This window comes from Porticoccaceae bacterium LTM1 (assembly GCA_030252795.1).
Lineage (GTDB): Bacteria > Pseudomonadota > Gammaproteobacteria > Pseudomonadales > Porticoccaceae > SCSIO-12696.
The window spans coordinates 434,943-457,931 of sequence record CP127080.1 but is presented as its reverse complement, the minus strand read 5'-3'; the positions used below and the strand labels follow the sequence as shown (position 1 = coordinate 457,931).

Sequence of the window (22,989 nt, the reverse complement as noted above, 5' to 3'; positions counted from 1 at the left end):
TCCAGTTACTTTGAATAAGTAAAAAAGAGGGCAAAAAGATGGCACTCTCCCGTGAACAACTCGCCATGCGAGTGGCACAAGAATTACAGGACGGCTACTACGTCAACCTCGGCATCGGCATTCCAACTCTGGTAGCCAACTATGTACCGGAAGGTATGGAAGTTATGCTGCAGTCTGAAAACGGCCTGCTGGGTATGGGTCCATTCCCAACTGAAGATAAAGTCGACGCCGACATGATCAATGCCGGCAAGCAGACCGTTACTGCTATTACCGGTGCATCTATTTTCTCTTCCGCTGAATCCTTTGCAATGATTCGCGGCGGTCATGTGGACCTGACCGTTCTGGGTGCATTTGAAGTGGATGTTGAAGGCAACATCGCCAGCTGGATGGTGCCGGGCAAACTGATAAAAGGCATGGGCGGCGCTATGGATCTGGTAGCCGGCGCCGACAATATCATCGTCACCATGACCCACGCTGACAAACACGGCAACTCCAAACTGCTGCAAAAGTGTACCCTGCCACTGACCGGTGCCGGCTGCATCAAAAAAGTGGTTACCGATCTGGCCTACATTGAAATCCACGATGGCAAATTCCATCTGGTGGAACGAGCACCGGGTGTAAGTGTTGAAGAGATCGCCTCCAAAACAGCTGGCGAGTTGGTTATTCCGGAGAATGTGCCAGAGATGACGGTTTAACGCTGCATTGCTCTAATTAAAAAAGCCTTGCATAGCAATAATGCTATGCAGGGCTTTTTTTATTAACAATGTAAATCTCCATATAAGCAGCTGTTAAACGGCAAAAAAATAAAGAAAAGGCATCCTGGGTTAAGGGGAGCCTTTTCTTTAGGGAAAAACACCCCCAATACAACAATGTTTAGAAAGTACTGGTTATGCTTAACGAAAATGCACGTCCGCGTGGCTCAAGAGCATATCCATTAATTTGCACAAACTCCTCATCAGCTAGCGGTATAAATTCCTGCTTCAGATATTTCTGAGTTACTTCCTGTTCGCGACGCCACACATCATCAATAGTCAGCTGAATCCGTGTGGACTCAAGCCATCCGGGCGCGTCGAACAGGTCACCTGAAAAATCATAAGTAAACGTCATATCAATGGAGCGAGTTGGCGAGGTAGTTGCCTTGCGAATATTCTCATACCGAACCAATTGTCCACCTACGAACGCACCGCTTTGATCCATAAGAATCATGGAGGTATCTGAACGATAATCAGTTCTCAGTCCAATTCCCAATCCGCGATACTGCCAATCAACCGCCAGTGTGCTGCTGTGTTCAGGCACTGGCTGGAAGATTTGACTTTGGACAGCAAAATCTCTCTCATCCATCACCCCAACAATATCAACCCACTTGTTAAAGTTATCTGATAAAAGATCTGTGTCATTCGTCGCACTAAAACAATTCCCACTCGCACAGATATCCGACTGCAGGTAAGCCTGCTCGTGAATATACTGGTGACGCCAGGTAAAAAACCAATCACCCCAGTCGTTACTGAAATTGTAGGTCAGCTGCAAGTCAGCCTGCTGTTGCATCATGGAGCCGACATTATAAGTTCTATCGTCGCGAATCAGCGTTGGGCCGTACAGTCCGGGAGAAATCTGATTGTTGGTATCTTCTAGCGACGGTATAGGCCCAACATACTCACCCGCTGCCGCCAGCGCCTCAAACTGCGCAATAATTTCCGGCGTTGCATAATAAAGAGTTGGCTGCGACGCAAGATACAACTCATCCATCAATTGCTCGGTGAGCCTGGTGGAAACGCCGGGGCGTCCAACCCTGTCTTTTGCCTTGGTATCAGAAAAGCTCAACTCAGCTCTGAGGCCTTCAACAAAATCCGGTGTATAGATAAAACCCAGTTTGTTGGTATCGTATATTTCCGGAGTCAGATGAGTGGCCCCTCCAGTCAGTTTGATTGGACGTATAAATCTGCTGCGTCGAGTCGAAATATCATCCGGATAAATATTTACCGTTTGATAGTTCCTCCCTATCAGAGAGTTAGCAAATCGAACCGATTCCGGCACTTTTATACCGTGATCTCGATTAAAGCGTACTGCCAGCTGATCCACTATCTGCCAGTTAAAGCCCAGCGACCAGAGCTTGCCGGTATCATCCAGGTTACTGTAATCCTCCACACGGGCAGAGGCGCTTAGCAAAAACTCCTGTATCAATGCTTTAGAATTTTCACTGCCAATCAGTGGCGCAGCAATTTCAAATCCAATTGCGTTCGTTGTAGCAGCAGACTCGAGGGTATATGAACTGTCCTCTTGCAGAGTGGCAAAATTACTGCCATCACCTGTGTTCTGAGTAACTTCCAAGCCGTAGTGCTTGTAGAACGCATTATCGTTGTAGATCACATTGCGCTTACGCTGGTGCGACAGGGTAATATTGGTGCGCAGATCACCGCCCGGCAGTTGCCCCAGAACACCGCGAATATTGATATCCATATCCCGACTGAAAGTATTATTTTTGGTTTTGCTTAACGGATCGACGACTGCTGCCACCAACTCTTCCCCAGAGTTATACCCCAGGAGTGGATCGTGGAATGCAACACCGTGAACCTCATTACCATTTTCATCGTAATAGTAACCATTCAACAGGTCTTGCAATGTGGTTGTCACAGAGGAGAAATTAGTTCTATACAACTGATTAAATACATCTGAGCTCTGATTGTTTTTACTCAGCCCCCAACCAAGCAAAACCTGCCAGTCATCATTCAATTGCCAGTCGAGACTGCCACTAAATGAGTAAGTATTAATTTTTGATTCCTGATACTGTTGGGGAAACTGGTTATTCCATACATAAGTTAATGGAACACCAAACGGGTTACTTGAACCATTACCACCTATTCCAAGCTCATCTGCGCGGTTACGGGTATCGTTCCGTTTTTCGGTGGCACTGTAATTGACTGACATAGCAAGCTTCAGGTTATCAGCCAACTCTTGATCCAAATCCAGCCCCAATGAATAGGTTGTATCCTCCGGAGACAGTGACTGTCCTCTGCGGGGTACAAACGCCGATTCACCGTAAATACCTTCCTGGCCGGGAACTGCCTGATAGTTACTCAGGTCAACACCGTAAAGATCGAGAGGCTGGCCATTGTATTCCGGCACTTGCAAAACTCGGACAGGGATATAGCCATTGTCCTGTGGCAACTCATCAAAACCATCCACAAGGCTTGGATCATCCAAAGTAAAAGACCATGATGGATTTTCTCTATAGACAGTAGCCGTTCTATTATTACCCCTGGAATCAACACCTGTGACATAAACGCCGCCTGTTATTCTTTCACCTGCGGAATCATATAGGCCATCGCCATTAATATCCTTAATCCACATAATCGCCTGACGGCCACCTGTGGTTCTAATTACGCTACCTGCCACCGATCCGGGATCGGTTGGGGGAACGGTAAATGCCGTGTCTGAAATCAAGGCCAAATCGCGCTCAGCACCGTCGATACCATCTTGATTCTGATAACTAAAACTACCGGTCAGTGATCCTGATTGCCAATTGAACGTATGACCAATACTGAAATTATATCTTGTACTACCGCCCTCGGTTGTCTCGCCGTATGTCAAATTGACATTAGTACCTTCGTATTCACGATTGGTAATAATATTCACTACCCCGCCGATAGCGCCTGCCCCATACACAGCGGCAGCACCATCAAACAAAATTTCGATACGCTCAACACGATCAATAGGAATATTGCTGATATCAGTAATACCACCGAACTGGCCGCCGGCGGCCGGACGACGACCATTAACCAGTATCAAGGTATACTGGGAGCCCAAGCCACGCAAATTCACACCACTACCGGCAAATACATTACCGCCCAGGCCAAAATCACGCTGACCATAGCCATCACCGACAAAACCACCACCTACATTAGTTGGGGCGTTCACATTCTGGGGAAGTCGACGCAAGAACTCATCTAATCGAGTCACACCCGAGCGTTCAATTTCCGTCCGATCAAAGATCGTCATCTGCTTGGTCATTTTTCCCGGATCGCGAATCAGGCGGCTACCGGTCACTACCAACTCTTCAACTTCCGTTGTTTTTTCATCTGATGCTTCTAATTTTTTATCCTGAATGATCACCAGATTCTCGTCTGTAAATTTATAACTAAGACCCGTTCCAGAAAGCATCTTCTCCAATGCCTGCGGCAAAGTGAACTCACCTGAAATACCTGCAATATCTACATTTTTTCCAATATTTTTTGGAATCAGAATCTGAACACCGGATTTTTCCGCCAGCTCAAGAAATGCGGTACCAGCTTTTTGTGTTTTGATATCAATGTTGATAACTGGATCATCAGCCAGAATATCGCCTGACAGAATAACAGCTAAAGCTGTTAACACACCAATTGTCATATGCTTTTTTCGAAGACCAGATAGCTTGCCAATCATTTACCCACCTCTAATTAAGTTTTCTTGTAACAGTGTCGACATTTCTCACATCGACTATCAAGTTCACGACAAACTCACAGATGACCCTACCGGTGGATTAATACAAAACTTAAACTACCAACAAATTCACAACAAATTTCGCTTTCCAATTATTGTTTTCCAACAATAATTACCCTGTCAAAATGATGGATCACCTTGACAGGCAATATTTCCTCAAACGCTTTAACGGCAGTAAATAACTGATCAACACGTATAGACCCATAGAACTCAAGATCCATAACGGACTTATCCTCAATAAGGATTTTTTTCCCAGAGTAACGATTCAACTCCTGAACCACTTCATATAATGGCGCCTCCTCAAATCGGATAACACCTGTCCTCCAGCCAGACAGTCGTTCTATGTTTTGTGGCTTATAAGCCACTATTGAGTTTTCACTCGCATCAAATTCAGCTACCCATCCAGATTGCAATCGATTCTGATCAGGTGATTCGATTCGAACCCTAGCTCCGCCAGAAGATTCAATTAACGGAGATGTTCCAGAAACAGGATCATCTTTCTTGTGAATAGCTACCAAACCTTCAATAACAGAGACATTAAAAGCATCTGATTTTTTATAGATATTGAATGACGTCCCCAAAACTGTCACAGAGTGGGACTCCAAATCCACACTAAATGGACGCATAGGATCTGCGACCACATCTAAATATATTTCACCCCTTTCCAAAATAACCTTTCGGTAGGATTCAGCCATATCGACATATACCTGAGTCCCTGTATTCAGGATCAAGGAACTTCCATCTACCAAATTGATAGTTTTCTGCTCACCAACACGTGTTACATAACGTCCCAGATTGTTCGTTTCTATATCTTCCCCCTTGGGAACAAATAAATAGCTGGTGGCAAAAATCACTAAGAATAGAAATGCTGCTGCAGCCACCCCATAACCACGACCATAAGTCCAGACTTTTCGACCGGTGCTTGCTGACTCCCCCCAAGAGACGCGTAGACCTGGCATGGTTTTCAGGCGCTCCGGATCCGACAGAACTGCAGAGAGCCTCAAAAATTCAGCCTGATACTCTTCACAGGAGGCCATGCACTCACTGATTTGACGTGCTTCATCTTCAGTTAACTCACCGGAATACAGCCGAGCCAGATCTCTTGAAACCTGGGCTCCTGTGAATTTAGCCATCATTGGCCTCCTGTTTCTGGTCATAAATAAAGGCATCCCTGATTTTTTTCAGTGTTTTGCTCATATACTTTTCAACTTGTTTAACAGATACATTCATCTTTTGGGCGATTTCTTTATAAGTCATCCCCTCAACACGACTTAACAGAAAAACCTTCCTCCAAACAGGGGGAAGCTGAAAAATCACCTGCTCCACAAGCTGAAGATCTTCCCGTGCACAAGCAATAACGTCCGGAGCAGTCCGCAGTGTTTCTTCTTCACTATTCTGAACCCCAAGGTAGGCATGCTTATCGACGACTGCATTATGCTTTTTAATATCCAGGATCAAGTTGACCCCAATAGTGATCAGGTATGAGAGTGTACTTCCCCTATTGGTCGCCATCCGCTCAGTCAGGTCTTCCACTCTAGCCAACCTGAGAAATACTTCCTGAACAAGGTCATCAAGATCCATATCCGTACTGATGCGGGGAGCCAGAAAGGCACGCAGAACAGCACCGTGCTCTCGAAACAATTGTTCCAGAACCTGTTTTTGAGACACTAGCGGCCGTCCATTCATGTCAACCACATTGCTCTTCTTCTTTGCCATACACACCACTATAGCCGCACCTCTACGGTCTTTCCCTGCCAAGTAAACGACCTTAAGGCATGACACCCTACCAAAAGGAGCGTATTGTCAAAGCATCATGGTAAGTATCAATACGATATGAAAAGCAAACATGACTGTGATGTCGCCACGAAGCGATATCACTATTACTGAAACAACTTATGAGATACACAGATATGAAAAAGTCCATTAGGTGCTGTAGCTCCTAATGGACTTTCAAGATCGAAAAAATAGAATTTTTCAGCGAAAATCGTATAACAATAATGCTTGAAGAATGTTTTTGTTATATCAACCGTTAATCAAGCTCTTCAAACTCTCAACCGGAATAATCGCCTTAACCACCATCTGCAAGCTTTTCTGCTCTTTCTGGTGGTAATACATGGAATAGGTAGTACACACCACACCAATAACATTTCCACAATCATCGAAAACAGGTCCACCACTGGATCCAGCCGCATAGTCTGCAGTGATATTAATACGTTTACGCTCTGGCGAATCAGGACCAATCGGAACCATCGTGTGACGTGTCACCGCCCCTTTGGTGTATGTGTAAAAGCTGCCTTTCGGGTGACTGATAACATTAACGTTATCCCCTACTTCGACATCACCACCCAATGAAAACGCTTTGAGCTTCTTGCCTTTCGTGTCCACTCGAATAATTGCCAGGTCATCGGCTTCATGGGCAGCAAGAACTTCACGAATTGGATAGACATTGCCTTCAAAGTCCCGAACTACCGCTGAGTGAATTTTCCGATCGTCCTTGGCCAAGCCCATCATGACATGATGATTGGTAACCACGATACCGTCTTCGTGAATCACAAAGCCAGAAGCCATATGAACATGTGCTTTTCTGCAAGACTCTCGACCACAATCGTATAGAGTGCCCAGCGCAACAGTGGCATGCTTATAAGCCTCAAACAATTCTGCTGGCGACTTTTCCTGATCCTTAGCGGACGGCAATGTCAGTGAATAATGTGTGCGCTCCAGCTCTTTCAGCAGGGTTTCCGGGCTTTCAATATCGCCCGTTTCCACTAGTTTTGTTGCCTCCACTTCAAATGAGTGTAAACTTTGACTATCAGAAATATAGTCTTCTGCAAAGACTGAGTTAATTCCACATACTGATAAAAGACCAGCGGCCAGAGCCACTTTGAAAGTGCGCATTTTCATATTTTCCCTCCACAGTTAACCGCCCCTAACAGGGGTCTATACTGGAGAGAACGCACAAGTTACCGGTAACCCTACACTTGCAAATCAACAGAACGATAAAATAGGAAATATCTTGGCACTGCAATTGCAGTGCCAAGCATTGATTAAGAGGGATTTTTATAGACGCATCTGTGAAGCCTTGTCTTTCAACTGTAGCCATTGTGCCACCAGTTGACTATCTCCCGCTTCGCGGGCAAATTCAACCAAAGTGGTCATCATTTCATCTTGGCGTGAAAAGCGTGCTAAACGTTGTCCTATGTCGAGTGCAGCCTCCAGGCCTTCTTCTTGTCTAACTTCTCGGAGCAATTCAGTGGCCTGTGACATGTCCGTTGCTCCCAATACCATTATTTCCTTACGCTGCTTTCTGCTTAGTGGTCGACCATACTGTTCAGACAACTTGGCAATGCCTGCTTTTAATTTTGCTGATACACCACTTAGTGAATACATCAACTGAAGTGGCTTCACTATATCGCCGGCCAAATCAGGGTAATGTTTTGCCAGTTTCAATAATGTCTCCACTGCCAGTTCTGCTGACAATTGCCCATTCTGCTGCCACATAATAGTGGCGCTGAGTACAGTCTTCGGCCAGTCCTTCTTGAGATCCGCTTCAGAGGACTCACTCCGCAACTCGAAAACAGATCCGGTTGAGCGTGCACTTTCATCACTTCCATCACTCATCAACTGCCGGCGATATCGATTCACATCAAGACTTAATTCCTGATAAAAATCTTTATCACTATTACGCAGTAATTGAAGCAACGCCTCCAGAGCGCGATTATCTTGCCCCAGAACTCTCAATTGCTGAATCGCTAAGCGATTAAATTCAGGATCTTTTGACTGCACTGCTGTTTCAAAGGCTCCATCCACTAACACGCGGTGACGCTTGTAAAAATCTACTGGATCCTGACTTTGCTTTAACAGGTTCAACACAAAAAGATCATAGAATGGTTGCTGCTCATCTAACCAAGGTTTTGCAAATAACAACATGCGATCAACAAAACGGTTAAGTTCCACTGAAGGCAGCAGCGCCTGTACTCGAGCCGATAGCACCTGTAGAGGCTCTCCAAAGCCTGGTCGACCAGTCATCAGATCCATAACCAGTGCAGTGAAAATACGTTCGCTCTCCTTATGCTTTCCACGATGGCTCAAAATTATGGCTAACTGATTGCGACGCTCGTAATTCAGTGCAGAATGATTCTGAACTTGATTAATCAATGCGCTATCGACGACCGGCAACTGGACCAGGTTACTGTCACTACTGGCCAGTGCCAACCACAGATACAATGTTTTATTACTTGCTTGAGATTGCTTAAGGCGCTCACTCAAATCAACAAACCGCTCTTCAACATCACCGTATCGCTGAATAGCCACTGCAAACATATCCGCGAACCAAGGATAATCGCGAACCGCCTCTACTTGTATGCTTTCATACCAGTCGTTTAACAATACCAGACTGACGGGATGCCGTAATAATGCATCCAATACGGAGATTTCCGACTCTCCCACACTCAACAAGCGCAGCTGATCCAAGTTTATAAGCTCGTTCTCTTTATTTTTCTGGCCACAGAGATTTACCTGCTGCCAGAGCTTCCGAGCCTCACGCATAATCGCCTCATCCGTACCACCGCTCAGCACTCTGTAGAGTCTTTCCGCTGGCATGAAAGATTTAATCATATAACCAAAACGCGAACGTTGAGAGCTTCCAGCTCCAACATTCCCACCTACTTCCCTCTCCAGTTCAACAATAGCTTGCAACATCTCCGGGTAATCAAGTTTTTCGAGAACGGCTTTAAGTGCATCTCTCTGTTCTTCCCACAGTGCTCCAGCAGAAACCAATGGACCAGCAATATCGACCGCATCTGCACCACGCCCTTGCTCTAGATAATACTGCAATAGCTGACGACGCAAACGATTTGATTCAGGCGCACTCTGCAACGCCTGTTTCAATTGAGATTCCAAAAACTGACCACTGAGGTTTTCTATCTGACTCAGCAGCAATTCCATGCGCAGGTTTTCCTGATCCGCTGTATCAAGTTTTATTCCTGACAGCTTAGCGAGTAGTTTTTGACTATTGGGTGCCAATAAAATGTTCTGATACTTTTTCAGGAACAACGATGGTGAAATGTTCATTCGAAACGGATTCTTAACACCAAATTTGAAGTCAGCATTGAAGTAAAGATTCAAAAAGCTGTCGAGAGCAGCATCAACCTGTCCTTTCAAGCGAAGAATATTGGGCTCAAAAAGGTTATCCCTTACTCGATTTAACTTCATGTAGGTATCAATAAACTGCTCTGCCAGAGCAATATTATTCGGATCAATATCAACCGTATAAAGCCCCAACTGCAATGTCGCCCAATCGGAGTTAACTGCTTTAGCTATGCCGCGATATACCCTAAAAAGCTCCTTCTGTGCGGGTTCATCCAGAGGACTTGAAAGTGCAAAGTGGAGTGCATCTGTAATATTGAGATCCTGCAGACGCTCTATCGCCTTCACCCAAACAACCTGACCCTGTGAGGAAAGCTTCGGAAACAGATAATCCCAGTCGCCATTTCTCATCAGTGCATCTCGATTACCAATTAATGTCAGTAACTGCTGCTCTGATAGCAAGGATTGTCCACTACTGGATTCCAATTCAGCCAACAGAGAAGGCTCACCATTTCGCCCTTTAGTCAGAACCCTTATTAGCTTACTGTCATCTTGCTGCAGCTGACTGATTATTCTGTCCAGCAGCTCTGTATTCTCCCTTTCAGATAGGTGATTACGAGCGACTTGCATTGCCTGTCGGTACGCACCCGAATCAATCATCTTCTGACAAATTTCGGTAATGGCCTTTTTATCACCATCCGCTTGTGCGACAAGCAGAGATTTTTGCACGTTTCCATTGCCAGAATCTGCACCTTCAATACGTTGCCACTTTTTGGACAACAGTTGTATCTGTTCGGCGGACAATTGAGAACGATACTTGGCCAAGGTCTGCTCCCATGCGGGAACGCCCCAACGCTGACGCCAGATAACTATGGCTTGTGGCAGGACCTTATCCTCAGGAAAACGTTTTAACAGTGAAAGATCCAATTCGCTCAATACTTCAAACGACTCACCCTGCAAAAGAACATAGCGCAATAGCTTGGAAATCATTTCCAGCTGCGGATAGTTGCTCAACATCTTGAGCGGACGTCCAGAGTTTGCAGCCTCCATGGCAGCCTGATATGTTTCCTGCAATTGGGCAATAACGTCACGTCGATCATTGCCATTTTGCAGCGTTCTCACCAGACCATCCCGCAACGGCAAATACAGCGCGCGGTACGCCTCAGACATGCGTCCGTCATTATTGAGGTCAGGCACATTGGTTTCTGTTGCCCATTGCAGCAACTGTCCATCTGAGGCACGGCTGAATTTCCCGTCACTCGACTGGGCACTGATCATTCTTACTTGAGCAGGCTGTTCAGCCATCAAGGACAATAAAGCTTTTAGGTATCCCTGACGGGCACCGGCTAAATTACCAACGCGTTCATCGATAGCCGCCAGTTTCATGTTTAATTCATAGTTACTGCTATAACCATTCAATGCTCGTTGAAACATGACTCGAGCCAGGTCATCACGACCACCCGCAGTAAACAACTCACCAGCACGCTCCAGCATGCCCTGATCCCCGGTCTGCTCAACTGCCAGGTTAACGGCTTGCAATGCGGCGTCACTGTCCCCCATCGACATCAATGCGGCTCCCATATTCAGGTAATTCTTGGGAGGCAATTGGTGCCCCATTATCAGCAGTCGACGGATATAGTTGAGGTATTTCTCCGGATCAGGCATCAGCGGTGGATTTAACTGCGGATTGGTAAGCTGAGCCAGTTCTTCCAGTGTGACACCGCGCAAATCCCGCCCAATTGTCAGGATATTTACCAAGGTATTCATTTGCAGAGCACTGTTACCAGCACTCGCCGCCATATCCACCATCACTCGGTAGTAACCACTTTTTTCAGCATCCTGCAGCAATCTCAGCATCAATTGGCGTTCAGCCCACGCTACCGTTTCCGCAGTTGGCTGCAGAGTCATCAAGCCATCGAGGGCAAGTACCACCAGCGCTTCGCTATCGGCACTTTCCGCCAGATATTGGTATAACGCACGAGCTTTATTTTGCTGTTTCTGATATTTCAGTACTTCACCCAGAGCGATATAGTTTTCACTTCGCTCTGGGTGGCGAGCCAGAACCTCTTCATACATTGCCTTGGCTCGGTCGTATTGTCCTACCATCTCCAAAATGCCGGCTTCAAATTCACGATCGGCCTGATCTTTTGAGTAGCGAGCATGTAATGCGGCAAGTTTTTCCAGCTCTTGAGCAACTTGCGTTTCGTCTTTAACTTCAAGGCTCAGGTTTTCGATGTAATTAATAATGGTACCGCGAACATGGTCCAGGGCATTTGCCGGATCAGCTGTTATCAGTTCACGGGTAACGCGATCGAACCCATTAAAGTCCGCCACTTGTTGATAAAGACTGGCCTTCTCTTTTAGCGCTTCCACACTGCCAGCACCCTGATGGTGACGGTAATAAGCCTCGATCGCTCGAATGCCCTCTTCTGGTTTCAGGGCATTAGCCTGGATACGCACCAGCAGTCCCAGCTCAGGTTTGCCTGCAGTACCCTTGTTAACTTTTTCTGTTAATTCGGCTGTCAGTTCCGGTAATTGCCCAAGAGCATCAACACTCTTCAGCAAGCGGCTTTCAATCATATTCAGCTGCGTTGCCGAAACTAATGGCAGCAGTTCCAAAAGCAAATCTCTGGCTCGCGCATGCTCACCATTCATTTGCGCCACTTCTGCCAGATAAATTCTCGCGGAAACATCTTTTGGATTCTGCTCAACAAACGACGTCAACAGTTTCAGTGCTTTATCGCGTTTATCTAACTGAAGATAACTATCTACAAGTGATTTACGGCCGGAGTGACTCTCGGGAATTTTTTTAGACAAATCGTCCAGTACCCGCTCAGCTTTATCCCGATTGCTACTGGCCATCAGCAGGTCGAACTGGAACAGGCCCGCCGTCATAACAAACTCATCGTCCAGCTGTGCCTTTTCCGCCGCCTGAACCGCCAGATCTACAAAACCAAAGGTCTCCATCTCTTCCGCAGCAAGAATCAGAATCTCGGCACTTCGGTTGCGCTCAATAAAGTCGAGCCATACCTGTCTTGCCAACGTTTGGTTGCCGTTACTGAGGTGGTATTGGCAGAGACCGGCTGGCCAATCAATATCTGAAGGCTTGGCCTGCATGCGCTCTGCCAGCATGGATTGCAGTTCTGAATCCCGTCCCGCTTCCAGATACAGATTAATTAACTGTCGCTTTTGAGCCGCTGTCAGGCGGCGCTCAGACGCCAACAGCATTTCCAGAGCATCACCCGGACGCCCCAATTCTCGAAGCAGATTGGTCAATTCCTGCTTTTCCAATCCACTCAGTGTTTTGCGCGCCTGTAGCTCTTCTACCAACTTTTCTAGGGAATCCGATGCACGATAAGCCTCTACCAGTACACCCAGGCTGTAACCACTATCCCGGTCGTTATCGGCCAGATTCACTGCTGCCCAAGCATGCTGCTGAGCCAGCGGCCACTGCTCTGCCAGCAATGCCCAGTCCGCTAACCTCAAGTGACCGTCCAGTTCATCCTGCTTGCTTGCCGATGGGTCGATCTGAAAGACCTGGATACCTAGCCCCGGCTCTCCCATCAAAGCCAGTACTGCAGCAATCCGGTTAGCTGTTACTTGGTCGGCACCCTTGGCCAGCTCCAGAAGCAGGTCTGCATCCCCGGTCAATACGGCTATACGTTGTTGAATGTGCTGTTGATCATCCCTAGAGGCCAAGGCCAGCGCCTGACGATACTCACCCAAAGCACCTTTGTGGTCACTCTGTGCTTCCAGCAATCGCCCCAACTGCTCGTGCAGTACTGCCATATTCGGCTGGCTGATACCTTTCAGATCCAGACCTTGAGTGACCACATCAATGGCACCTTTCAAATCGCCACTGCGCCAAAGCACCAGACTTAGCTGCAGGGAAGTTCTGGCTCGCTCATCGGCACCGCGCTTTGTATCACTCAGCTGCTTGCGAAGTTCCTTGAGCAGTGGAGACACATCTCCAGCTGACTGTACTGATTCGCGATAACGACGATCAGCGTTCGCAAATTCGCTTCCCTGTTGGGCCGAAACAACTGCCGCCACAGCGGTCGTTAATGGAGACTGGCTTACCATACCAGTCTCAGCCAGTAGCGACGGCGAAATACCACCGATAGTCAACACGGTCGCCAGCAATGGTCCACCAGACATTTTTGTGATCAGTTTTGACACTATCTTTCCCTCACACTCTTGTGCCAGGAGCGCACACACGCTCTCGGCGAATCTTATTGTCGCGGCAAGCGCCGCAGGATGATTTCCACCAGATAAAGCAGCAGCGCCGCCAGTAGGAACCAACCCCAGAGTTCTTTAATTTGCAATGATGCGCTGTTCGAAATTGACCGTTCCGGCAATGCTTGGCCAGCAGCCAGGCGCTCTCCGCCAGTAGCTGTTGCCAGTGCAACCAGATCCAGCCCGTGCACAGGGTCGACCTGCCGCTCAGGGCTTAAAGTGCTAGGCACAGCCAGAGGCCAGCCGTTTACCTGCAATCGCACTGACTCTGTATAATCTGTCTTCAGTTCAGTACGGAACCAGCCTGGTGCGGCTTCCGTTAAAGGTAGCGTTTGCTGCATCTCGCTGTTACCCACAGTCAAAGCTGGAGTCACACTGCGTTGGCGAGCAACCACATCCAGCCAAACTCGACCACCTTCTCGCTGCCACCGGGTTTCAAAGGGAGCCAGATCATTCGCTGTGCGTCGCATAACTCGACCCAGCCATGCACCATAACTCTCCCACTTCTGCCAGCTTTGTGTTCCAGGTCCGACGGGTTCGGTCATCAGGGCAGTTACCCTTCCCAAGCCGTAACGCCAGCTACTCAACAACGGATGTTCACTGTTACTGACCTGCAACAATTGCTCTGCACCAGATCTCGATTGCACTTCCATATAACCTTGTACTGGTGGCAATTCGTCGGTCAGCAATCCTGCCCACCATCCTTTGCCATCAGCAGAGTGCATCTGTGTTTCAATGGAATATGTCCCCTGCTGATAGGCTGGCAGTTTGGTTTCCGCGTCTTTTTTCAGGTTCAGTTCAATCAAACTGTAGCGATCATTAACTGCATAAAAACGACCGCCACCAACACGCGCCATCTGGTTCATGACTTCGTTGTCATCGCCGTTACCCGTCATGACCGTGGAGAGTGTGATGCCCTCTCGGGACGCGCGGCGAATAATTGACTCAAAGTCGCCCTTCTCCACACCGGCATCACTGATTACCAGAATATGTTTATGACGAGCTTGAACATTTTTCAGGCCGTAGAGTGCCGCTTCAATGGCAGGCATTAATACGGTGCGACCATCGGGCTTCATACGCCCGATCGCACGCTGGACATAATTCCGATCCGCCAGAGGCTGCAAGGGTACTGCCCAGTTTTTGGCACCATAGAACTCAACAATGCCCACTAGGTCATTGCGATTTAGTTTTTTCAGCGACAACATAGCCACCTGTTTGGCCAACTCCATTCGCTGCCCACTCATCGACCCGGAGGAGTCAATAATCAGGGTAAGTGCCACTGTTGGCTCACGCTTTTCCTGACGCTGCTGCAGTGTTACTGGCAGCAGTTCGGCAACGGTTGTGTTGAGGTATCCGCCATCACCAAAGGCGGATTTACCACCGCTGTAGAGCAACCCCAGTCCGCGCTCCTGAACCTGCTCATTGAGCAGCGACTGGAACGACTGCGGTAATTTAGCAGCCGGAAAATCATCCAATATGACCAACTGATAGTTACTCAGCGGAAATTCGCCATTCAGCTCCACGGATGGCTTTTCAATCTGAAAACCGGCGCCTACCAATTGTTGAATTCGATCGGCACCACCGTACATCCGGTCTCCGAGATACAGCACTCGCAACGGTGGCAGAACAGCTATTTCAGTAGAGAGACGGTTATTGCCAGGTGCGTCCTGTGCATTCAAGGTTTCGACCAACACAGACAGCGTTTCAAATCCCTGATGAGTCGGCTCGTATTCAAAGCTGACCTGGCGTCTTCCGTTTAGTTGAATCAATTTCTCGGCCAGGCTTTCGCCCTGCTCATTAAGCAAAATCACCTTGGCCTCGCCACTACCAAGCAGGGTCACACTCACCTGTCCACTGTGACCAACCCGCAGCTCACCATCAGCCTTGAGCGCCGTTGGATACACATCAAGCTCTGCCGCCGCCATCTCGACAACATGAACCGGTATGTCACGCTCAATCAACGCCTGTACGGCACGCGACCAGTCAGGGTTTGTTGCCAGGCCATCACTTACCAGTGTGATACTCCCTGCGCTGTGATAAGGAATCTGTGCACTGGCAACCGCCAATGCCCGACCCAGATCAGAGGAATTTTCCGGGTCATTCAGCACGATGCGCTCCACCCCTGACTCAACATTGACGGCAGATGGCAGTTGCCCGCCAACCTCAATCAGTGACAGGTTCTCACTGCTCGATTCAAGACTGAGCAGGCTTGGGATCCGATCAAGCAGCTGATCGCGCGCCTCATCAGATACACTTTCCGACAGGTCGAGTATCACTACCCGAAAAGACTCACTGCTGGTGCTGATGACAATTGGCTGAGCAAGGGCAGTTACCAGTGCTACAAATACCAGTGAACGCCACACTGCTGAAATGGATCGACTTCCACGCTTGGGCCATAACCACAGCGCAGGCACCAGTACCAGCAGCAGAAAAAATAACGGATGTAAAAAACTGATCTGCATAATCAAAACCTTTTTCGGGAGATGGGAGATGGGAGATGGGAGACGATTAACTCCGATTCACCCAAGTAACTTCTCTTCTCACATCACTCGTCTCTCGTCTCTCGTCTCTCGTCTCACAACCTACGGCATCCGCCCTTTGTTGTAACTCCACCACTCCACTGTCAACAACACTAACGCCAACAGCACAAGCCACCACCAAAGATTGACTCCCACTGCTGGTGTAAAAGCCGGCAAGCTGCCTTCCAACAGTGCGCTTTCGGTCGTCAGCAAGGTCGTGTCTCTATCCAGGAAAGTAACTGCCAGTGGTTCATGGCTATTGGCTCGAGACAGCACTGAGGGTCGAACCGGGAAGAAACGCTCACCTTCTACCGTGGCCGATTGACCAGAATCATTGATGAAGCCAGGCTCAATAGCCGGTTGAGCCGCAGGCAGCGGGCGACCGACAGCGGCGTAGGGGTACCACTGTTGAGCACCCGCCAACCAGCGAATACTGTGTGCCACAAACAACGGAAATGCCCGTGACTGAATAAAGTTATAGCTTGGCTGCATCAGTTCTTGCCAGACACTGAATGACCACCCTTCGCCCGCTTCAGCAGTCACCTCAATCGTCTTCTGTGTCTGCTCAGCCAATCCAACGGCGTCGATGTTTCCCAGCCCAATTTCAGACATTGCCTGGGCAAAAATGGCATCGCCATCTCGTCCCGAGGGGTAGCTCACTACGAACGCTGCCGATTGCAACTCAGCTGGAGCCAGCTCCATCGCCGGAACATTGCCACCCAGCGCTTCATTGTGCAGACGAACCACAACATCGGGCTGCTCTGTGACCAGTTCTACTGCTACATCTGCAGCAATCGCCATAGCCAGTGACTCTGGTACCGCACGGGACAATTGAACGCGAATTTTTTCAAAAATCGGCAGGGTAATATCCGCACGGTTATCGCAGAGCAGATCATCCGTGGTGTCCAACTGTGCCGAAATCGATGAACCATCTGCTGGGACATTAAACGCCCACCACTGATAGCCACTATCAGTAACCACAAATTCAGCAGGTATTGACTGACCATCTTTGGTTAATTGCAGCTCTGATGCCTTAAGAGGCAAGTCACCCTCTACCTGAACCAACAGATCGACAAGTCCCCACTCGCCACTGGCGGCGGCCGTCGCGCCAATCGACGTGATACCGGAATTGGTAAAGTTTTCCGGCATGGCACCAAAGCCAAGCGATACTTCAACCGTTTCCGGCAGTCGCTCCAAATCGGCACTAGAGACCGGGGAGTCCCCATAGATACGTACATGTGTATGAGCTGCTCCGGAATTGAGCTGACTTAACTGTAAGGCCAGAGAGGAAGGTACGGCCTCCGGCTGAAGATCTTTGACACGTTCAGCCAGCAGCAAACTGTGCTCGCCCGATTTCAACAGAGTCATAAACCGTGAGCCGCACCAGATAACTCTACGCCGTTCTTCCGGGAGCTCGGCCAAGTCGGCTTCCAATGCAGCCAGAGCCTGCTGGAATCGACCCTCACGGGTCATCAGTGCCGAGCCATCCAGTAGCAGCACATACTCATCCGCCTCTGAAGAAGCCTCTATAGTCGGCTTTGCAAATGCGAGCCAGAGCAGCGTGCAAATAGATAACAAGAACAAATACGCCCAGAAGTGACGAAATTTATGCTTAAAGGTGCGCACCGGCGCCTCATTCAGCGCTTCCTTCCAAAACAGTAAAGTAGCTACTTCCTGCTCCTGAAAGCGAATACGCAAACGCTGGGCTGCATAAAGAATCGCAGCCAGAGCAGCAACACCGCCCAAAACAGCCATAGGGGATAGGTTGACGAAATTCATTCTTTCCCTCCGGGAAAAGAGCCGGCTTGTGCTTGCTCAGCTGTGCAGTGCATGACAAGACTCATCTGGGCTCTCCCATCAAACATGTAAACTGCCAGTCTCAAAGAGCTTGGCCAACTGGCCGACCACATCGCCTTCAGCATCCAATCGCAGTAGACCCGCCTGGCGCTTTTTAGCCACTTGCGCAAGCTGTTCGCTGAAGGTTTGGTAAGCTTCCTGATAGCGCTTGAGAACTGCCGTGGTCATGGCGATGTCTGCTACCTCACCAGTTTCACAATCGCGTAACCGCAATTCGCCCTGCAACGTGGGATCAGAATCAGAAGGCCGAACGATCTGAATCAGTAAAACCTTGTGCTTCACTTTGCCCAAGGCTTTTTTAATCGCTTCCAATCCGGCCGGGTCAAAAAAGTCACTGACAATTACCAGCAAACCCGAACGCAGATTCAAGCTGCTGAGTTTTTGCAGTGATTTAGGCAGGTCGGTTTTAGCCTGTGGCTTGAGACCGGACAAGTGGCGGGCAAAACTCATGATGTTGGCTTTGCCGGACTTTCCTTTGGTAATCACTTCCATGTCTTCACCAAAAGGCACCAGACCGGCTGAATCATTTTGATTCATGCTGATCGTCGCCATTGCCAGACTGGCTCTCAACGCCGCTTTTGCTCGCACTGCACCTTCGCTGTACATACTTTCCGACAGATCCGGCATCAGGTATAGCGGCAGGTCCTGTTGCTCTTCATAGAGCCGCAGAAAAATCCGCCCAAGACGGTTATAAATATTCCAGTCGATACGCCGTAAATCGTCTCCTGCGGAATAAGGTCGAAAATCTTTAAACTCCAGGCCACTGCCCAGATCTTTCGACAGTTTTTCACCAAAGCGGCCACCGCCGGCAACTCGCCGGGCGGTGATACTCAAGTGTCCCAGAGAAGATAGAAATTCCGGGTCAAAAAGCTCATCAAAGGTTAATGCGGTACTCATTAGCTCTCTCGTTTGTCTCAACGTGCAGAAAAAATTCGTTCAATAAAAAACGGATTAATTCATCAGTTTGCTAATGGTTTCATTGAGTTTGTGACCACGCAGCGAATCACCCATGGCAACAATCTTGCCTTCAGGGTCGATCAGAAACATAGTTGGAAAACCGCGAACTTGATAGTCCTTAGCCATTTGTGGTTTACCGCCAGCACCGAGAAATGCATGATTCCAGGGCATTTCCGCTTCACCACCGTCGAGAAACTCCAGCACATCTTCCGGACTCTGATCACCGGACAGTGACAGGATTTCCAATCCCTGATCGTGATACTGGTTGTAGACAGTCAACACATTTGGCAACTCTTTGACACAGGGGCCACACCAGGTTGCCCAAAAGTCCAGCAGCACATACTTCCCTTTAAATGAATCCAGTGAAAATGTTTCTGACTCGTCTTGCAAATTGGCGACGCTGAAATCCATAGCCTCTTTGCCAACATGTGGCTTAGTGCGCAGGTGTTCCAGCTGTTGTTTGGCCTGCTCCAGAACAGCCATATCCGGATAAGTTTTTGACAGGCGATCGTAGGTGGCTTCCGCTTTCGGTAATTGACCATTAAAAATCATGTACAGCAGATCAACACCTTCAACATGGGCAACCACATCCGCAGAACTATTGCTTCGCAACCCGTCAATGTAAGGCATGGCTTTTTGGTTGATGACTTTCGGTAAATGAATGGCCACGGAACCAGCCAATTCGGGAAATGCAGACCAGGCATAGCTGGACGCCGGAACATCGTTGACAACTTTTTTCAAAACTTTTTTGAATTTCTTATTCTGGTAATCCATGTAAAGCTTGAGTTCAGCCAGGCGATAGGCTTCAGCTTCCAGGCCAACCGTTTGCGCTTGCATTTCCATCAACGATTGTAATTCGACTTCAAAATCCAATTGCTGGGCAATAGTCATTTGGGTTTTCTTATCTGGAACAATTGAGATTTTAGCTTCAATTTGTTTTTTCACCGCCGCCATATCTTCCAGCACATAATCGAAATCGCCACTAAACGCACTCATGGACAGTGCCAAACCAGCGACAACAGACGCAATAGCAGTTCGTTTAAACATAATAAATACTCCCTCTCTCCGGCTGCCCCTCGGGGGCAGCAATAAATATCGTTATTTAATTATTCGTTTGGTTGTTTTACGTTGGCTACAATTTCGCGCACCAGATCGGCGTCGTTAATGCCTTCAGACTGGCCATGGAAATTAATCACCATGCGGTGACGCAATACCGGTATAGCCACGTCACGAATGTCGTCGCAGCTCACCGCAAATCGACCGCTCAACAAAGCCCGGACCTTACCGGCCAGCAGCAATGACTGGGCACCGCGAGGCGATGAACCCAATGCTGCAAATTCATTGACAATGTCCGGGGCATAATCGCTGCCCGGCTGGGTACCCATCACCAGATGAATAGCGTAAGTTTTGGCTACATCAGACACCGGAACCTGACGGACAATGTTGCGCATTTCGATAATTTCTTGGCCGGTAGTCGCAGCGGTAATTACCGGAGAGGCTCCGCCTGTGGTGCGATCAAGAATGGTGTGGTAATCCTGCTCTTTTGGATAACCAACCACTAATTTAAATAGAAAACGGTCGAGCTGTGCTTCCGGCAGCGGATAAGTACCTTCCTGCTCTACCGGGTTTTGAGTGGCCAGCACACAGAACGGCTCAGGCAGTTTAATAGTCCGTTTGCCAACGGTTACCTGACGCTCCTGCATCGCTTCCAGCAGTGCGGACTGTGTTTTGGGTGTAGCGCGGTTGATCTCATCCGCCAACACCAGGTTGGAAACAATCGGGCCTTCCTGGAACTGCAGCTCCTGACCACCGTCCGGGGTTTCCATCAGCACGGATGTACCCTGAATATCCGCAGGCATCATGTCCGGGGTGAACTGAATGCGTGAGAAATCTGTTCCAACCGCTTTGGACAGAGAGTTCACCAACATGGTTTTACCTAGGCCCGGAACACCTTCCAGCAGTACGTGACCGCCTGCAAAAAGTGCAGTCATTACACCGTCAATCACCTCGTCCTGACCCACCATCATCTCGCAAACCTGTGTTTTGATATTGCTGTAGATTTCGCGAAACCGTTCAGCCGCTTTGCGAGCATCTTCGGACGTAAACACCGGATTATTAATTGCTGAAGTCATTTTCTCTCTACCTCTCAACTTTCCTGGATTCTGTTTTTTGCTCCTGCGTCTGGCGCAGGGATTTGAAATAATTTTTCACCACGGGTTCGGACCAGGTTTCAACGGCGGTCGGCTCGAGGGCGCGCATAGCGTTTGAGCGCTTCATACGCGATTGCGCCAACAGACTGACCGCAGACTCCGCGCTAGGCTGAGTCTGCTCCTGTTTCATGCTCTCAGGGCCAATACCGGACTTACCAATTAACTTATCCCGCATCGGCACACCCAAAATAGCGCTCGGTGCTCCGCGCTCTTTCTTGATCGGGTCTTCACCCTCACCGCGGCCATCTGCCGGCTTTCCGACCTGTGATTCACTGGAAGACGACTCAGAAGACTCCTGCTTGGCACGTTTGCTTTCGGCATTTGGATCCGGCTTACCACCGCTAGCTGTTTTTGCCTGACCGTTTTGCGACTCTTCTTCACCTTGCTCGCCGCCCTCTCCACCTTCTTCAAACTCTTGCGGATCATCATCGGAAACTTCAATTTCCTCAGGCTTCTGTTCGGCCTCAAGACGGTTAGACCCAACCATTACGCCATCACCACCTTCTTCCTCCATTTCTACGGAAGAGTCTGCATTGCTGCCTTCACCAACACCCCCATCAGAATTTGATGTCGCAGAATGCGCGGAAGACGATGCACCAGCCGATGATTTTTCACCGTTTGTATTTTCTTTCTTTTCTTTCTTTGAACGATTACCAGATGCTGACTTTGATAAGCCGCCTTTACCTTCCGATGCCAGTCCGTTTCCAGACTCACTACCAGCGGTTGCCTTGGGTGCGCCTCCATGACTGCTTGCCTCCGCTTCAGACGACTGCTGAGACGCCAGGTCAGCCTGTTGACCAGCACCTTCCGACGAGTTCGCTTGTTGTTGTGGAGAATCCTGGTTACCAGCTAACTCCATATCGCCAGCCCCTGCGGCAGGCTCAGATGCCAGTTGACTGCCATTTGTTGAGTTTTGCCCCTGGTCACGCAGATCAACACTGCCTGACGAGCCAGTGATATCGACTGAAACTCCAGACACAACAATACCCGGAGCCTGTTGTTGTGCGCCGACCCAAACGGACAGCAACATCAGCACAATGGCAAGCCATATCGAAACGATTGCCGGAGGGGAAATAAGCGTCGGTGAAGGATCGGTCTCATGAAGCTTGTGACGCTGGGCGGCACGTGCCAACTGGCCAGCATCCTCAATTGCAGCCACCATAAATGGGGTACGGGTCTCCCGTCGGGAAAACTCCTCAGCCGTTACCAACCGATCGCTGAGCGACAGTTCCCGGTCATAACGCGCCAGTGCAGCGGTACGAGATATGGTCAGCGTGAACCACTGCGAGATCCAACGAATGACTGTGACCAGCAGTGCCAAGCCCAGTGCAATTGAGACGTAATGATGAAACGACAGATTCCAGCTGGGCTGTCCCCAGGCATATCGGACCAACTCTGCCATCAACATTGGCACAGGAAAAACCGCCAACCACAGCAGCGCACAGCCAACCAATTCCTGTGCACGTCGCTTCAAATGACACTGGCGCAGCCACTGACCACCGGCTTCAGCCAGATGGTTTAAAGATAACTGCACACCAAACTCACGGGAGGCGAGTTTCGCCTTATCCCTGTTATTGTCCACTAAACCCTCCAATGTACTGCTATGACTATCAAGTCAACTGAACATCTTCGTGACTGTCAGCGTTGGG

Annotated in this window: 12 protein-coding genes; 1 reads left to right on the top strand and 11 read right to left on the bottom strand. The window is 48.8% G+C overall.

The genetic code is table 11. The features are described from left to right. Positions 1 to 38: 38 nt before the first annotated feature. On the top strand, positions 39 to 695 hold the full coding sequence (locus tag QP938_02100; GenBank protein WIO74717.1) for a CoA transferase subunit B: 657 nt from the start codon (positions 39 to 41) through the stop codon (positions 693 to 695). 178 nt (positions 696 to 873) lie between these two features. On the opposite strand, the gene QP938_02095 is transcribed toward QP938_02100, so the two are convergent. From QP938_02095 to QP938_02045, 11 genes are all read right to left on the bottom strand, one after another. After that, complete coding sequence (locus QP938_02095; protein WIO74716.1) at positions 874 to 4,419, bottom strand: TonB-dependent receptor plug domain-containing protein; 3,546 nt, start codon at positions 4,417 to 4,419, stop codon at positions 874 to 876. 149 nt (positions 4,420 to 4,568) lie between these two features. Beyond that, on the bottom strand, positions 4,569 to 5,609 hold the full coding sequence (locus QP938_02090) for a FecR domain-containing protein (protein ID WIO74715.1): 1,041 nt from the start codon (positions 5,607 to 5,609) through the stop codon (positions 4,569 to 4,571). Then, entirely contained in the window at positions 5,602 to 6,192 is a 591-nt protein-coding gene (locus QP938_02085) for an RNA polymerase sigma factor (protein WIO74714.1), read from the bottom strand. Before QP938_02085 ends, QP938_02090 begins: the two co-directional genes overlap by 8 nt. Positions 6,193 to 6,498: 306 nt before the next feature. After that, positions 6,499 to 7,377, bottom strand: a complete 879-nt coding sequence (locus QP938_02080) for a serine protease (protein ID WIO74713.1) — start codon at positions 7,375 to 7,377, stop codon at positions 6,499 to 6,501. 156 nt (positions 7,378 to 7,533) lie between these two features. Next, positions 7,534 to 13,740: a hypothetical protein gene (locus QP938_02075; protein ID WIO74712.1), complete on the bottom strand. Its 6,207-nt coding sequence runs from the start codon at positions 13,738 to 13,740 to the stop codon at positions 7,534 to 7,536. 53 nt (positions 13,741 to 13,793) lie between these two features. After that, positions 13,794 to 16,259 (bottom strand): VWA domain-containing protein, encoded by a 2,466-nt coding sequence (locus tag QP938_02070; protein WIO74711.1) that lies wholly within the window; start codon positions 16,257 to 16,259, stop codon positions 13,794 to 13,796. 120 nt (positions 16,260 to 16,379) lie between these two features. Next, positions 16,380 to 18,095 carry a hypothetical protein gene (locus tag QP938_02065; protein WIO74710.1) on the bottom strand — a complete coding sequence of 572 codons (1,716 nt, stop codon included), beginning with the start codon at positions 18,093 to 18,095 and terminating at the stop codon, positions 16,380 to 16,382. 78 nt (positions 18,096 to 18,173) lie between these two features. Further along, entirely contained in the window at positions 18,174 to 19,070 is an 897-nt protein-coding gene (locus QP938_02060) for a DUF58 domain-containing protein (GenBank protein ID WIO74709.1), read from the bottom strand. A 54-nt stretch (positions 19,071 to 19,124) separates the two neighbouring features. Further along, on the bottom strand, positions 19,125 to 20,177 hold the full coding sequence (locus QP938_02055) for a TlpA disulfide reductase family protein (GenBank protein ID WIO74708.1): 1,053 nt from the start codon (positions 20,175 to 20,177) through the stop codon (positions 19,125 to 19,127). Positions 20,178 to 20,236: 59 nt separating this feature from the next. Continuing rightward, complete coding sequence (locus QP938_02050; GenBank protein ID WIO74707.1) at positions 20,237 to 21,262, bottom strand: MoxR family ATPase; 1,026 nt, start codon at positions 21,260 to 21,262, stop codon at positions 20,237 to 20,239. 7 nt (positions 21,263 to 21,269) lie between these two features. Then, entirely contained in the window at positions 21,270 to 22,922 is a 1,653-nt protein-coding gene (locus QP938_02045) for a hypothetical protein (protein ID WIO74706.1), read from the bottom strand. Positions 22,923 to 22,989: the final 67 nt, after the last annotated feature.

Coding starts and splice junctions, on each gene's coding strand:
- QP938_02100 (WIO74717.1), top strand. CDS start 39: ATGGCACTCTCCCGTGAACAACTCGCCATGCGAGTGGCACAAGAATTA.
- QP938_02095 (WIO74716.1), bottom strand. CDS start 4,419: ATGATTGGCAAGCTATCTGGTCTTCGAAAAAAGCATATGACAATTGGT.
- QP938_02090 (WIO74715.1), bottom strand. CDS start 5,609: ATGGCTAAATTCACAGGAGCCCAGGTTTCAAGAGATCTGGCTCGGCTG.
- QP938_02085 (WIO74714.1), bottom strand. CDS start 6,192: ATGGCAAAGAAGAAGAGCAATGTGGTTGACATGAATGGACGGCCGCTA.
- QP938_02080 (WIO74713.1), bottom strand. CDS start 7,377: ATGAAAATGCGCACTTTCAAAGTGGCTCTGGCCGCTGGTCTTTTATCA.
- QP938_02070 (WIO74711.1), bottom strand. CDS start 16,259: ATGCAGATCAGTTTTTTACATCCGTTATTTTTTCTGCTGCTGGTACTG.
- QP938_02065 (WIO74710.1), bottom strand. CDS start 18,095: ATGAATTTCGTCAACCTATCCCCTATGGCTGTTTTGGGCGGTGTTGCT.
- QP938_02060 (WIO74709.1), bottom strand. CDS start 19,070: ATGAGTACCGCATTAACCTTTGATGAGCTTTTTGACCCGGAATTTCTA.
- QP938_02055 (WIO74708.1), bottom strand. CDS start 20,177: ATGTTTAAACGAACTGCTATTGCGTCTGTTGTCGCTGGTTTGGCACTG.
- QP938_02050 (WIO74707.1), bottom strand. CDS start 21,262: ATGACTTCAGCAATTAATAATCCGGTGTTTACGTCCGAAGATGCTCGC.